The following is a 14009-nucleotide window of genomic DNA, read 5'->3' as shown; positions in this document are numbered from 1 at the left end:
AAATGAATACCTTTCGAGATCAATTTATAGGCACATGGACATTACTTAAAAAAGAGCTATTAAGGTTCTGGCGAGTTGCTTTTCAAACAGTAGCAGCTCCAGTAATTACAGGAATTTTATACTTACTCATCTTTTCTCAAGTTCTAGGAGATCGTTTAGAGGTTTATGAGGGTGTTAACTATCTGGTATTTTTGATACCCGGATTAATCATGATGTCACTTTTACAAAATTCTTTTTCCAATAGTTCCTCAAGTTTGATCCAGGCAAAAATTATGGGGAATATTGTTTTTTTATTGCTTACCCCCTTAAGCTACCTGCAACTCTTTTTTGCATTTTTGATAGCCGCTATAGTTCGTGGCATGTTTGTAGGTATTTGTATTTATGTCATTGCAATGTTTTATGTCGATTTGCCTGTAGAGCATCCTTGGTTTGTATTTATATTTGCCTTTTGTGGGGGAGGTCTTATGGGTGCCTTTGGAATGATTGCGGGTATATGGGCAACTAGATTTGATCAAATGGCAGCTTTTGGAAATTTTGTGATTATGCCACTTTCTATGTTATCCGGAGTCTTTTATTCTATTCATTCGTTACCCCCGGTGTGGCAAAAAATTTCTCACTTTAATCCATTCTTTTACATGATAGACGGTTTCAGATATGGTTTTTTTGGACAGTCTGATACCTCCCCCTATTTAAGTTTAATGATCGTTTTATCATTTTTTATTATTTTGTCGTTTATTACTATCAGAATGTTAAAATCCGGATATAAACTGAGGAATTAGGATGTTACAAGCTATTGAGATTCAAAAAATTATAGAAGCAAATTTAAATTGTAAGTTTATAAAAGTAAATGGTGATGATGGAACGCACTTCGACGCAGTTATTGTTAGCGATGTATTTAACGGCCAATCTATGATAAAACAACATCAGCAAGTTTATTCAGCGCTCGGTAATATGATGCAAGGTGAAATTCATGCACTTTCGATCAAAACATATACTCCGGATGAATGGAGTCAAAAGAATAATATTTAAAGGTTAAAATTTATGACTACAAATGCAAAAATAAAAAAATTAATTGATGATAATGAAGTTCTTCTATTCATGAAGGGTAATCCAACCTTTCCTCAGTGTGGTTTTTCTAGCGTTGCTTGCCAAGCTTTGGGTGCATTAGATGCTCCATTTGAAACGTTTGATGTATTGCAAGACCCAGAGATTAGAGAGGGCATAAAAGTATATTCAAATTGGCCTACAATACCTCAACTTTATATTCGTGGTGAATTCATTGGTGGCGCAGACATTATTCGTGAACTGTATGAATCTGGCGAGTTAGCAAAAACAATTTCTAAAGAGTAGCTTTGGATAAACTCGTTATTGAAGGTGGTTTCCCCCTTAAAGGTGAAGTCATTATATCTGGTGCTAAGAATGCAGCCCTTCCTATACTAATTTCATCTTTGTTGTCCGATGAAACACTCAACTTACAAAATGTTCCTAACCTTCAAGATATTAAGACATGTATAGATCTTTTAAGTGCGCTCGGTGTAAGTGTAAAACGTCTGGGTAACGATTGTTTTTTAGATACAAATGATGTGAATAATTTTGATGCACCCTATGAATTAGTTAAAACGATGCGTGCATCAATTTTAGTTTTAGGCCCCTTACTTGCAAAATATGGTGAAGCAAAAGTATCACTACCTGGTGGATGTGCTATTGGATCTCGGCCTGTAGATATTCATATTAAAGGGCTTGAATTGATGGGTGCTAAAATAATTATCGATAAGGGTTACATTAGCGCATCAACAGCGCAACTGCCAAACAAAAAACTCCAAGGTTGTAGAATTTTTATGGATCAAGTTACGGTTGGAGGTACTGAAAACTTGATGATGGCGGCGGTTTTAGCTGAGGGTATAACAATTTTAGAAAATGCCGCAAAAGAACCTGAAATTGTAGACTTAGGAAATTGTCTTATCAAAATGGGAGCTATTATTGATGGCCTAGGCACTGATAAAATTAAAATACATGGTGTTTCATCTCTTAAAAAGGCTTCTTATAAAATTATGTTCGATAGGATTGAAGCAGGTACCTTTATGACCGCAGCTGCCATGACAGGAGGATATGTTGTTTGTAATAATGTGAACCCTGAAGAAATGGAATCAATAACACAAAAAATTAAAGAAAGCGGAGCTAAAGTAGAGATAAGTGAGAATAGCATCTCAGTCACTGGGAATAAAAAATTAGAAAGTGTTAAAATTATTACAGCACCATATCCAGCTTTTCCTACAGATATGCAAGCACAGTTTATGGCATTAAATGTGGTTGCTAATGGAGTAGGTGAAATTACAGAAACTATTTTTGAGAATAGGTTTATGCATGCACAAGAACTTATAAGGATGGGAGCAGAAATTGATATCAAACAAAATACAGCAATCACAAAAGGCAATAATACTTTAACTGGTACAAATGTGATGGCGACTGATTTAAGAGCTTCAGCGTCACTTGTTCTTGCAGCCCTTGTTGCAAATGGCAAAACAACGATTGAAAGAATTTATCATCTTGATCGTGGTTATGAGAAATTAGAAGCTAAGTTTAATGCGTTAGGCGCAAACATAAAGAGATTAAATTAAATGATTACTATAGCATTATCAAAAGGAAGAATTTTTACAGAAACAATGCCAATACTTAATAAGTTGGGAATTTCATGTGAAGAGGATCCAGAAGTATCTAGAAAATTAGTTTTCAGAACAAACAAAAAAGACCTTCAGCTTATCATTGTGAGAGCTTCTGATGTACCTACTTATGTAGAATGGGGAGGTGCGGATATGGGGATCGCTGGCAAGGATGTATTAGATGAATTTAAAGGGAAAGGCTTATTTCAACCCCTAGATTTAGGGATAGGAAAATGTCAGTTAATGGTGGCAGCTCGTGAAGAGTTTGATTATGAGGGGAGCATTAAACAAAAAAAAAGGTTGCGTGTTGCCACCAAGTATCCACAAGCAGCAAGAGAATTTTTTTCTAATAAAGGGGTGCATATTGATGTCATCAAGCTATACGGATCAATGGAATTGGCACCTATTGTTGGTATGTCAGATGTGATTGTAGATTTGGTTAGCTCAGGTAAAACGCTTGAAGCTAACAATCTTGAAGCATTTGAAAAAATCAGTGATATAAGTTCAAGGCTTATTATTAATCAAGCTGCATTAAAAATTAAAAGAGAACAGCTAAAGCCATTAATTGAAAACTTTTCGAAAGTAGCTTTATAAATATTTTGAATATAAAAATTCAATCAGCAAAAGATAAAAATTTTTTTAGTGATCTAAAAAATAATCTTGAATTTGATTTGAGTGATAATAATGAGGTTCAGAAAATCACTAAATCTATTGTTAGTGATATTAAGAGGCAAGGAGACAAAGCCCTAATAAAATTAACTGGTCAATTAGATCATCTTGAAGTGAATTCCGTTTCACAGCTAGAGGTAAGTAGGGCTAGGTTAGAGAAAGCTTTTGAGAGCATTCCAGAGAAAACTAAAAAAGATCTTACGTTAGCAGCAGAAAGAATTAATAATTATCACCTCAAGCAAAAAGGGGAATCATGGAGTTATCAAGACGATGATGGATCAAGTTACGGACAAAAAATAACACCAATAGATTCAGTAGGACTTTATGTGCCCGGGGGAAAAGCAGCTTACCCTTCCTCAGTATTGATGAATGCCATTCCTGCAAAAATTGCAGGAGTTAAAAATTTAATTATGGTTGTACCTACTCCAGCTGGAGAACAAAATGAACTTGTCTTTGCTGCAGCAATGATAGCTGGCGTTGATAGAGTTTTTACAATTGGCGGGGCTCAGGCGATAGCATCACTTGCTTATGGTACAGAGACAATTCCAAAAGTTGATAAAATTGTAGGACCAGGAAATGCATATGTTGCTGAGGCAAAAAGGTTGGTATTTGGGACTGTTGGTATAGATATGATTGCTGGCCCTTCTGAGATTACAATTATATGTGATGGAAAAACAAATCCAGATTGGGTAGCAATGGATCTTTTTTCTCAAGCTGAACATGACGAGCTTTCCCAGTCAATTCTTATTTCGATAGATAATCAATTTCTAAAAAACGTTCAAGAAAGTATCAATCGCCTTATCAAGGATATGCCTAGAAAAAAGATAATTACAACCTCACTTGAAAATAGAGGATTGTTTATCTTGGCAAAAGACCTAATGGAAGCAGCAAAAATATCAAACTTTATAGCTCCTGAGCACCTTGAGTTATCTGTTGAGAATCCAAATTTATTACTTGAAGAAATTTCTCATGCTGGTGCAATCTTTATGGGAAAAAATACATGCGAAGCTGTCGGAGATTATTGCGCAGGACCAAACCACGTGCTACCAACATCAGGTACAGCTAGATTTTCTTCACCCTTAGGTGTCTATGATTTTCAGAAAAGGTCAAGTCTAATTAACTTATCGGCGAAAACAGCTCACAGTCTTGGGGGTGTTGCATCAAATCTCGCCATGGGCGAGGGCTTATTTGCTCATGCTGAATCAGCAAAGTATCGAATCAATAAAAAAAATGAGTAAGCTCTGGGGGGAAATAGTTGAAAAGTTAAAGCCTTATAAGCCAGGAGAACAACCCAATGATTTAAATTTACTGAAACTCAATACAAACGAAAATCCATATGGCCCGAGTCCTTTTGTTTTAAAAAATATTAAGAACAATTGTAATGATTCCTTAAGATTATATCCAGATCCTGAAAGCATAGAATTAAAAAAAACTTTAGCTGAATATCATAATCTTTCACCTGAATCAGTTTTTGTAAGTAATGGCTCTGATGAATCTCTAGCATTCATTTTTCAGGGACTTTTAAAAAAAGACAAACCAGTTTTATTTCCGAATATAACTTACAGCTTCTACCCAGTTTATTGTCAGTTATACGGGATCGAATATAAGCAAATACCCCTAGATCAAAAATTTAATATAAATCTTGATGATTACCGTATAGAAAATGGAGGCGTTATATTCCCAAACCCGAATGCACCCACAGGTATACCGAAATCATTAAAAGAAATTGAATTTCTTCTTTCAAATAATAATAGTGTAGTCGTGATTGACGAAGCCTACGTTGATTTTGGGACAAGCTCAGCGATAAAATTAATTAATAAATATGAGAATTTAATCGTAACTCAATCCTTTTCAAAAGGACGCTCACTAGCGGGGATGAGAATCGGCTGTGCATTTAGCAGTCCATGCCTTATCGAAGCATTAAATCGAATTAAAAATAGTTTTAACTCATACCCAATTGATAGGCTAGCTCAAATCTCCGCTTTGTCATCAATAACAGACAAAATTTATTTTGAAGACAATTGTAATAAAGTCATTGCGGCCAGAGCATATTTGGAGGAGCAATTAAAAAGTATAGGTTTCGAGGTGTTACCTTCGGGTGCTAATTTTATTTTTACACAGCATAAGCAAAAGAGCGGAGAAAATATATACGACGAATTAAGAAAGAATAAAATTTTAGTTAGACACTTTAAGTCGCCAGAAAAAATTTCAAACTTTATTAGGATCACTATAGGAACAATGAACCAAATGCATAAATTAGTCTCAGTTATGAAAGAAATAGTAAAATAAAAAATTAATTAAAGGTTAGCTAATATGTCTAAAGTTTTTGATTTTCTAAAAAATGATTTCACCAATCTATACATGAGAAATGTGCTAGAACACAAAGCAGTTAATAAGGCGATCGCCTTTTGTGATAATGACAATCTTAACTTAATATATACAGGTATGTTTTCTGAGGTAAATAATGGAAAGGGAATCACAGACGACCTTGAATTATATTTAGTAAGTTATTTAATACAAAAAAACAAAAATATAAAAGGATTTGGCAGGGCCTCTGCATATGTACTCGAAGATCAAACTACCTTTATCGGTTTTGATATCAAGACAGTGGATAATGAAATTTGGTCACAACAAAATATTTTCTCTGTTGATGAGGAGAGCAAAGTTATCGGTGTTGAAGGAGATTACAAAGAGAGTAGTGACAAGAATGTTATTTGTCCATTAGTCACAAGTTATTTTGAAAAAATTGATTTTCCAGAAGATACACAGAAGTATCTTGATAATCTTTATGAGCAGATAAAGCCAAACCTTCAAATTACTCAAATGAAGTAGATTTTTAGTCTCTATCCTTGTAAAAGTTTTTAGATGAAAAAAAATTTATTAGAATCAAAAATATGTAAGGTTTGCAATAAACCTTTCTCCTGGAGAAAGAAATGGAAAAAAGTTTGGAATGAGGTTAAGTACTGTTCCGAGCGATGTCGAAGAGAAAAATAGTCAAACTCATGCTAAAATCGCACTTATGAAAAGATCTGCGAAAGTATCAAGAAAAACCAAAGAAACTGATATTGAAGTGACCATCAATATAGATGGTTCTGGAAAATCTAACTTAGATTCAGGTATCGGTTTTCTTGATCATATGCTTGAACAAATATCCCGTCATGGTTTATTTGATATTGATATTAAAGCAAAAGGCGATTTACATATTGATGCGCATCATACTGTCGAAGATATTGGAATTACATTGGGTCAGGCATTTGATAAAGCGATAGGAGATAAATTAGGGATTAGAAGATATGGACATGCATACGTCCCTCTTGATGAAGCACTTTCGAGGGTTGTTTTAGATATATCAGGTAGGCCTGGTCTAAAATTAAATGCTGAGTTTACCCGAGCAAGAATTGGAGATTTCGATGTAGATCTGATTCATGAATTTTTCCAAGGGTTTATAAATCACGCTAATATAACGCTTCACATTGATAATCTTCGAGGAGATAATGCTCATCATCAGTCAGAAACTATTTTCAAGGCTTTTGGCAGAGCATTAAGGTTTGCTGTTGAAATTGATGAAAAAATTAAAGGTGAAATGCCTTCAACCAAAGGGTCTCTCTAAACCTATTAAATAATTCTTATTTATGATTGCAATTATCGATTATGGAATCGGCAACTTAAAATCAGTTCATAACGCTGTACGTTATATTGCACCAAAAACTCCATCCAAGGTAAGTAGTGACCCCGATTTTATTAATAAAGCTGATAAAGTAATTTTCCCTGGCCAGGGAGCAATGCCAGATTGTATTAAAGAGTTAGACAAAAGAGGTATAAGGGATGTGGTAATTGAATCAGCTAAAAAGAAACCTTTTTTGGGCATCTGTTTGGGACTTCAATTACTTTTCGAAAAAAGTGAAGAGGGTGATGTTGATGGTTTTGGTATTTTTGAAGGTAGGATAAAGAAATTTCAACCAAACAAGCAAGTGAGAATCAAAATTCCGCATATGGGCTGGAATAAGGTGCATCAGTCTAAAAATCATCCTATGTGGAATAATATAAATCCAGGCAGTTCTTTTTATTTTGTTCATAGTTTTTATGCGTCAGGTGTAAAAAAAGAATATGTCACAGGTACAACAAGTCATGGCGAGGAATTTACTTGTGCAATCGCTAAAGAAAATATTTTTGCGGCTCAGTTTCATCCTGAAAAGAGCGCTGAATTGGGTTTACAGTTATTAGATAATTTTATTTCATGGAAAATTTAATGCTATGTTAATAATCCCAGCTATTGATCTTAAGGATGGAAAATGTGTTCAACTTCAACAAGGTTTAATGGACAAATCTACTATCTTTTCTGAAAACCCTGCAGAAATGGCGAGAAAATGGGTTGATGAAGGAGCCAAAAGACTTCATCTTGTAGATTTAGATGGAGCATTTTCCGGTAGACCAGTTAATGAAACGGCTATAAAGTCAATCGTTTCTGAGGTTGGAGGTGAAATTCCAATTCAACTAGGTGGCGGTATAAGAAATATTGATACAGTCGAAAGCTTTTTAAATAGTGGTGTTGATTCAGTAATAATTGGAACAGCAGCAGTTACGAATCCTGGATTTTTACATGAGGCATGTTTTGCTTTTCCCGGCCAGATAATTGTTGGGCTCGATGCAAAAGATGGTGACGTTGCCATTAATGGTTGGGAGAAGATGACAGGACATAATGTGATTGAATTAGCACAAAAGTTTGAAGATTATGGTGTCGAATCAGTAATATATACTGATATTGGAAGAGATGGTATGTTAGCTGGTGTCAATGTGGATGCGACCGTTAAGCTTTCAGAGGCACTCAAAATACCCGTCATTGCAAGCGGTGGAGTTTCGAATTTAAATGATATTAAATTACTTTGTGATGTGGCTAATGTTGGGATTCGTGGGGTTATAACAGGGACAGCTATATACAAGGGTACGTTAAATTTTAAAGAAGCTAATGATTTAGCAGAGAAATTAACTGGGTAGTTATGACCGTTGCTAAAAGAATTATTCCTTGTTTAGACGTCAATGATGGCCGAGTGGTCAAAGGAATTAATTTTGTTGAGTTAAAAGACGCAGGGGACCCGGTTGAGATTGCAAGATCTTACAATGAGCAAGGTGCAGACGAATTAACTTTTCTAGACATCACTGCAAGTTCAGATAATAGAGGCTTATTGTTCGACATTATCGAAAAGGTTGCTAATCAAATTTTCATTCCTTTAACTGTAGGAGGAGGAGTAAGGAATTGTGACGATATTAGAAATTTATTAAATGTAGGAGCAGATAAAGTAGGTATTAATACATCTGCGATTTTAAATCCAAATTTTGTATCTGAATCATCAAGTAGATTTGGTTCACAAGCCATAGTAGTTGCAATTGATGCAAAAAAAATTGATGATCATTATGAAGTTTTTACACATGGTGGTAGAAATGCTACTGGGATAAATGCAATTGAATGGGCCAAAAAAATGGCTGATTTTGGAGCAGGTGAATTATTGATTACAAGTATGGACAGGGATGGAACAAAAAAAGGGTTTGATAATAATTTAATGAAGTCTATTTCGGATGCAGTCGATATTCCAATTATTGCCTCTGGAGGAGCAGGCTCACTTAGACATTTAGTTGATGGTATCAAAGAAGGTGAAGCGGATGCGGTGCTTGCTGCAAGTATTTTTCATTACGGTGAGTATTCAATCAAAGAGGCAAAAAAATATATGCACGAGCATGGAATTGAGATGAGATTATGAAAAATTGGATAGAAAATATTAAATGGACAGAGGATGGGCTCGTTCCTGTGATAGTACAGGATCATATTTCAAATAAAGTCATTATGTTTGCCTGGATGAATCGCTTGTCATTGGAAGCCTCCATTAAACAAAAGAAAGCAATATATTGGTCACGCTCCAGAAAGAAAATTTGGACCAAAGGTGAATCATCAGGGTACTATCAACATATCAAAGATATGATTATTGATTGTGACAAAGATGTTTTACTTATTAAAGTAAAACAAGAAGGTGGAATAAGTTGTCATACAGGTAGGGAGAGTTGTTTTTATTATCGAGTAGATATGGAGAGTAATATTATTGAAGAATGTGAGAAGGTGATTAAGAATCCAGATGAAATATATAAGGATAAAAAATGAAAGATGAATTCTTAGAACATCTCTTAGGCATCATTAAATCTAAAAAAGGCGAAAATCCTGAAAAATCTTATACGGCAATGCTTCAACAAAGCGACATTAATGAAACCCTTAAAAAAATTGAAGAAGAAGCATTTGAAGTAATAGATGCCGTAAAATTAAATAATAAAAGCAATATTGTGCATGAGGTTGCTGATTTGTGGTTTCATTGTCTAGTCGTTTTGGCAAAAAAAAACCTCACAGTTGAAGATATTACAAACGAGTTAAAAACAAGACAGGGTATATCTGGGATAGAAGAAAAATTAAATAGAACTAAAAAAGTAAAGTGAATAAAAATGACTGCATTTTTTGTAAAATTGTAAAAAAAGAAATCCCTGCAAGCATAGTTTATGAGGATGAAGAATTACTTGTTTTCAAAGATATTAATCCAATTGATAAAGTTCATCTGTTGATCATCCCCAAGGAGCATATTGAAAATTTATTTTCATGCGAAAAAAAGCACAAAGAACTTCTTTCTAAAATGTTGCTACTGGCTCCTAAATTAGCAAAAGAAAATGGACTTGAGGGATTTAGGGTTATGATCAATAGTGGAGAAAAGGGTGGGCAAGAAGTTTTTCACATTCATTTTCATGTTTATGGTGGAAGCGAAAAAATAGCTAAAATTTAAAGGAGCTTAAATTATGATTGGAACAACGGAATTAATAATTATTTTGTTAATTGTTTTGGTAATTTTTGGAGCAGGAAAGTTAAAAAATATAGGGGGTGATTTAGGGTCAGCTATAAAAAGTTTCAAAGAAGGCATGAACGACAAAGATGAGCCTAAAAAAAAACAAAAGACAAAAATAAAAAAAACTAAATAAAAATCATGCTTGATATTTCTTTCGCAGAACTATGTGTAGTATTGCTTGTAGCGATTATCTTTATTTCTCCTAAAAATTTCCCAACTCTTTTCAAGGCTATGTCAAAGCTTTATAAAAAAGCAAAAAATTCTTTGTTAGATATAAAGGATGAAATAGAGAGAGAGGACAAGTTTCAAGAATTAAAGAAAATTGAAAATGAGTTTAAAATTTTGAAAAATCGTGCAAAGAAAAATATAAAAAAAATTTGAAAAAGCAGACATTATTTTTATCTCATTTTAAAGATCTACGGTCAGTTTTAGTAAGATCATCTATAATTTTTTTTGTAATATTTACCATTCTCTTCCCTTTTTCAAACGAGATATACGAATTTTTTGCTACGCCATTAATTAATCAACTCTCATTTGTAAATGGCAGTTTAATTTCTACAAAATTAACAGCAACCTTCGTGGCACCTTTTAAAATTACCTTATTTGTTGCGTTAATTATTTCGTTACCATTAATTTTCTCTCAAATATGGAAATTTGTAGGACCTGGATTGTATAAAAAAGAGAAAGTTTTTATTCTTTCAGCCTCAATATTTAGTTTTGGGTTATTTGTGATTGGTTTAGTTTTTGTTTACTTAGTTCTTTTTCCTAATATCTTTAGATTTTTTATAGTAACGGCTCCAGGTAATGTAGATTTAATGATTGATATTTCACAGTATCTTGAAATGATTTTAGCTTTGTTTTTTGCATTTGGAATTGCTTTTCAAATACCAATCATACTTATTGTGATTGTAAAGTTTAAATTACTTAAGTTAAATAAAATAAAATCAAACCGAGCTTATATTTATGTAGCTGCGTTTGTATTTGCAGCAATTTTTACACCACCAGATGTCATATCGCAAATCCTTTTAGCAATACCAGTCATTTTTTTATTTGAAATGGGGGTATTAATTTCAGATAGATTATTTAAAAGCTAGTTTTTTGTTTAAAGAAAAGCTTTTTTTTGAATTTTAATATTATTTATTGGTCGTTATAACCTATAATGGCGACTGCATTTACAAGCTAATACCATTAAGATTTTTAAGGATTAATTCATGGCAAAAAGTAGCAAAAAAATCGATCTTAAGCGAAGAAAATTTTTGTTAGCCGCAACATCCGCAACAGGCGCGGTCGGCGTTTGCGCACTGGGTGTCCCTTTTGTTTCAAGCATGAGTCCCAGTGAAAAAGCCAAAGCTGCTGGTGCTCCGGTAGAGTTTGATGTAACACAAGTCAGTAATGGCGAGCTCAAAACAGCTGAATGGCGTGGACAGCCAGTTTGGATTTTAAACAGAACAAAAAAGATGTTATCAAGTTTAGACGATAAAGAGATTTTGACAGATCCTGATTCAAAATCACCACAACAACCCAAAAATTGTCAAAATGCAACGAGATCCATTAAACCTAATTTATTAGTTATGGTGGGCATTTGTACTCATTTAGGCTGTTCACCATCACCAAAATTAAAAGATGGCGGTGATATGGGCAATAATTGGGAAGGTGGTTTTTTCTGTCCATGTCATGGCTCAAAATTTGATCTTGCGGGAAGGGTTTATAAGGGATCACCTGCACCGACTAATCTTGTGATACCTCCCTATAGATATCGTGATGATAAAACAATTATCATTGGAGAAAGTGATTCTGAGAAAGGATAAATGAAAAAAAATTCAAAAACACAAAACAAATCTGTTGGTTTAGTGGGTTGGGTAGATGAAAGGTTTCCTCTTTCCTCATTCATTAAAAATCATCTTACAGAATATTATGCTCCGAAAAATTTCAACTTTTGGTACTTTTTTGGCGCTTTAGCATTATTTGTATTTGTCATGCAAATATTAACAGGTATTTTTCTAACGATGTATTACAAGCCTGATGCAGCCCAAGCTTTTGCATCTGTAGAGTTTATTATGCGGGATGTATCTTTTGGCTGGTTAATTAGATACATGCACTCAACGGGAGCCTCTCTCTTCTTTGTTGTAATTTATTTGCATATGTTTCGAGGGTTAATGTACGGATCCTATAAGAAACCCAGAGAGCTTTTGTGGCTTTTTGGGGTAGCTATATTTTTACTTTTAATGGCTGAGTCTTTTTTTGGATACCTACTTCCTTGGGGGCAAATGTCATACTGGGGGGCTCAGGTTATTGTTAACTTATTTGCAACTATCCCTTTTATTGGTCCAGATCTTGCTGAGTGGGTGAGGGGCGACTATCTGGTATCAGACGCCACACTCAATCGGTTTTTTGCTTTTCATGTGATTGCACTTCCACTCGCACTAGCTGGATTAATCATGTGTCATCTCGTTGCGTTGCATGAAGTAGGTTCTAACAACCCAGATGGAGTTGAAATAAAAGATACAAAGGATAAAAAAACGGGTATTCCTTTAGACGGGATTCCATTCCATCCTTATTACACTGTTAAAGATTTAACCGGTCTCACTGTATTTTTAATTGTATTTGCTTCAATCATATTTTTTGCACCTGAAATGGGGGGCTATTTCTTAGAGGCTAATAATTTTGTTCCTGCGGACCCATTAGTAACCCCTTCACATATTGCACCTACTTGGTATTTCACTCCCTTCTATTCTATTTTGAGAGCAGTACCACCTATATTAGGAAGTCAATTTCCAGGGGTGGCAGCTATGGGTTTATCAGTATTAATCTTCTTCTTTGTGCCTTGGCTCGATAAAAGCAAGGTAAGGTCTATTAGATACAAGGGCATTCTTTATAAAAAATGGTTAGCAGCCTTCGTACTAAGTTTTATTGTTCTGGGTTATTTGGGGACAGTTCCTTCAAATATCTGGGGGCAGTTTAGTTCTACAATCCCTCTTCTTGGTGGCGTAGATGTTGCAACATTTGTAGCCCGTATATTTACTCTGGTATATTTTGCATTTTTTATCATGATGCCTATCTATAGTAAAAAAGATGTGACAAAAAAAGTCCCAAAAAGAGTGACGATGTAATGAGATTTTTTATCATAATTTTTTTATTCATTTCGCCACTTAGTTTCTCAGCTGAAAATATTGAGCTATCAAAGGCACCTGTTGATTTAACAGATAATCTTTCTCTGCAAAGAGGAGCGAAGATTTTTACCAACTACTGTTTGAACTGCCATAGTGCAAAATATATGAGGTACAGCAATCTTCAAGACATTGGTTTATCTGCAGAAACGATCAAGAATGATTTGCTTTTTACGGGCAATAAAATTGGGGACACGATGTCAGTCAATATGTCTATGAAGGATTCGAAAAAGTGGTTTGGTGCTGCACCTCCTGATTTATCGGTCGTTGCAAGGTCAAGGGGTGCTGATTGGATTTATAGTTACATGCGAGGATTTTATCGTGATCCAACCAGACCATTGGGATGGAACAATACGGTGTATGTTAATTCAGCAATGCCACACATCCTTTGGGAGCTAGAGGGTGAGAAGATTTTAAACCCCAAAACAAAGAAGTTAGAAAAATTTACCTCTGGAAAATTAAATGCAAAAGAGTATGATGCGACGATAGCAGATTTGACAAACTATTTAGTTTATATGTCTGAACCTGATCAACTTAAAAGAAAAAAAATGGGATATTATGTGATCGGTTTCTTACTCTTACTGCTTTTCCTGACAATCAAACTTAAGAAAGAATATTGGAGAGATATTAAATAATAC

At 34.4% G+C, this 14009-nt stretch carries 22 protein-coding genes; all 22 read left to right on the top strand.

Translation table 11 applies throughout. The features are described from left to right. Nucleotides 1–2 precede the first annotated feature (2 nt). The 22 genes from K6112_03790 (at nucleotide 3) to K6112_03685 (ending at nucleotide 14006) form a co-directional block, all read left to right on the top strand. Entirely contained in the window at nucleotides 3–779 is a 777-nt protein-coding gene (locus tag K6112_03790; GenBank protein QZP17159.1) for an ABC transporter permease, read from the top strand. Nucleotide 780: 1 nt separating this feature from the next. After that, entirely contained in the window at nucleotides 781–1029 is a 249-nt protein-coding gene (locus tag K6112_03785; GenBank protein QZP17158.1) for a BolA family transcriptional regulator, read from the top strand. 12 nt (nucleotides 1030–1041) lie between these two features. Beyond that, nucleotides 1042–1350: a Grx4 family monothiol glutaredoxin gene (gene grxD / locus K6112_03780; protein ID QZP17157.1), complete on the top strand. Its 309-nt coding sequence runs from the start codon at nucleotides 1042–1044 to the stop codon at nucleotides 1348–1350. 2 nt (nucleotides 1351–1352) lie between these two features. After that, complete coding sequence (gene murA / locus K6112_03775) at nucleotides 1353–2618, top strand: UDP-N-acetylglucosamine 1-carboxyvinyltransferase (GenBank protein ID QZP17156.1); 1266 nt, start codon at nucleotides 1353–1355, stop codon at nucleotides 2616–2618. Next, nucleotides 2619–3254, top strand: a complete 636-nt coding sequence (gene hisG, locus K6112_03770) for an ATP phosphoribosyltransferase (GenBank protein ID QZP17155.1) — start codon at nucleotides 2619–2621, stop codon at nucleotides 3252–3254. It abuts the gene before it with no gap. A gap of 5 nt (nucleotides 3255–3259) precedes the next feature. After that, nucleotides 3260–4567 (top strand): histidinol dehydrogenase, encoded by a 1308-nt coding sequence (gene hisD, locus K6112_03765; GenBank protein QZP17154.1) that lies wholly within the window; start codon nucleotides 3260–3262, stop codon nucleotides 4565–4567. Then, a complete protein-coding gene (gene hisC / locus K6112_03760) occupies nucleotides 4560–5618 on the top strand; it encodes a histidinol-phosphate transaminase (protein ID QZP18479.1) in 1059 nt (352 codons plus the stop codon). The genes hisD and hisC overlap by 8 nt, the downstream gene beginning before the upstream one ends. Nucleotides 5619–5642: 24 nt before the next feature. After that, a complete protein-coding gene (locus K6112_03755; protein QZP17153.1) occupies nucleotides 5643–6161 on the top strand; it encodes a hypothetical protein in 519 nt (172 codons plus the stop codon). A 33-nt stretch (nucleotides 6162–6194) separates the two neighbouring features. Next, nucleotides 6195–6323 carry a DUF2256 domain-containing protein gene (locus K6112_03750; protein ID QZP17152.1) on the top strand — a complete coding sequence of 43 codons (129 nt, stop codon included), beginning with the start codon at nucleotides 6195–6197 and terminating at the stop codon, nucleotides 6321–6323. 25 nt (nucleotides 6324–6348) lie between these two features. Then, a complete protein-coding gene (gene hisB / locus K6112_03745) occupies nucleotides 6349–6939 on the top strand; it encodes an imidazoleglycerol-phosphate dehydratase HisB (GenBank protein ID QZP18478.1) in 591 nt (196 codons plus the stop codon). 22 nt (nucleotides 6940–6961) lie between these two features. After that, on the top strand, nucleotides 6962–7579 hold the full coding sequence (gene hisH, locus K6112_03740) for an imidazole glycerol phosphate synthase subunit HisH (protein ID QZP17151.1): 618 nt from the start codon (nucleotides 6962–6964) through the stop codon (nucleotides 7577–7579). Between the two features lie 4 nt (nucleotides 7580–7583). After that, nucleotides 7584–8324: a 1-(5-phosphoribosyl)-5-[(5-phosphoribosylamino)methylideneamino]imidazole-4-carboxamide isomerase gene (gene hisA, locus K6112_03735; protein ID QZP17150.1), complete on the top strand. Its 741-nt coding sequence runs from the start codon at nucleotides 7584–7586 to the stop codon at nucleotides 8322–8324. Between the two features lie 2 nt (nucleotides 8325–8326). Continuing rightward, on the top strand, nucleotides 8327–9085 hold the full coding sequence (gene hisF, locus K6112_03730; protein ID QZP17149.1) for an imidazole glycerol phosphate synthase subunit HisF: 759 nt from the start codon (nucleotides 8327–8329) through the stop codon (nucleotides 9083–9085). Next, entirely contained in the window at nucleotides 9082–9480 is a 399-nt protein-coding gene (hisI, locus tag K6112_03725) for a phosphoribosyl-AMP cyclohydrolase (protein QZP17148.1), read from the top strand. Before hisF ends, hisI begins: the two co-directional genes overlap by 4 nt. Continuing rightward, a complete protein-coding gene (locus tag K6112_03720; protein QZP17147.1) occupies nucleotides 9477–9806 on the top strand; it encodes a phosphoribosyl-ATP diphosphatase in 330 nt (109 codons plus the stop codon). Before hisI ends, K6112_03720 begins: the two co-directional genes overlap by 4 nt. Continuing rightward, entirely contained in the window at nucleotides 9803–10144 is a 342-nt protein-coding gene (locus tag K6112_03715; GenBank protein ID QZP17146.1) for a histidine triad nucleotide-binding protein, read from the top strand. The genes K6112_03720 and K6112_03715 overlap by 4 nt, the downstream gene beginning before the upstream one ends. A 13-nt stretch (nucleotides 10145–10157) precedes the next feature. Further along, entirely contained in the window at nucleotides 10158–10337 is a 180-nt protein-coding gene (gene tatA, locus K6112_03710; protein QZP17145.1) for a twin-arginine translocase TatA/TatE family subunit, read from the top strand. Between the two features lie 5 nt (nucleotides 10338–10342). Further along, nucleotides 10343–10585, top strand: coding sequence for a preprotein translocase (locus K6112_03705; protein ID QZP17144.1), 243 nt, complete (start codon nucleotides 10343–10345; stop codon nucleotides 10583–10585). Then, nucleotides 10582–11298, top strand: coding sequence for a twin-arginine translocase subunit TatC (tatC, locus tag K6112_03700; GenBank protein QZP17143.1), 717 nt, complete (start codon nucleotides 10582–10584; stop codon nucleotides 11296–11298). Before K6112_03705 ends, tatC begins: the two co-directional genes overlap by 4 nt. A gap of 117 nt (nucleotides 11299–11415) precedes the next feature. Beyond that, complete coding sequence (petA, locus tag K6112_03695) at nucleotides 11416–12012, top strand: ubiquinol-cytochrome c reductase iron-sulfur subunit (protein ID QZP17142.1); 597 nt, start codon at nucleotides 11416–11418, stop codon at nucleotides 12010–12012. Beyond that, a complete protein-coding gene (locus tag K6112_03690) occupies nucleotides 12013–13314 on the top strand; it encodes a cytochrome bc complex cytochrome b subunit (GenBank protein QZP17141.1) in 1302 nt (433 codons plus the stop codon). It abuts the gene before it with no gap. Next, the gene (locus K6112_03685) at nucleotides 13314–14006 is read left to right on the top strand and encodes a cytochrome c1 (protein QZP17140.1); all 693 of its coding nucleotides are present in this window, start codon (nucleotides 13314–13316) and stop codon (nucleotides 14004–14006) included. The genes K6112_03690 and K6112_03685 overlap by 1 nt, the downstream gene beginning before the upstream one ends. The last annotated feature ends 3 nt before the right edge of the window (nucleotides 14007–14009 follow it).

The sequence above is a fragment of the Methylophilales bacterium genome, assembly GCA_019823025.1.
Classification (GTDB): domain Bacteria; phylum Pseudomonadota; class Gammaproteobacteria; order Burkholderiales; family Methylophilaceae; genus BACL14.
This window is presented reverse-complemented; position numbering and strand designations above follow the sequence as displayed.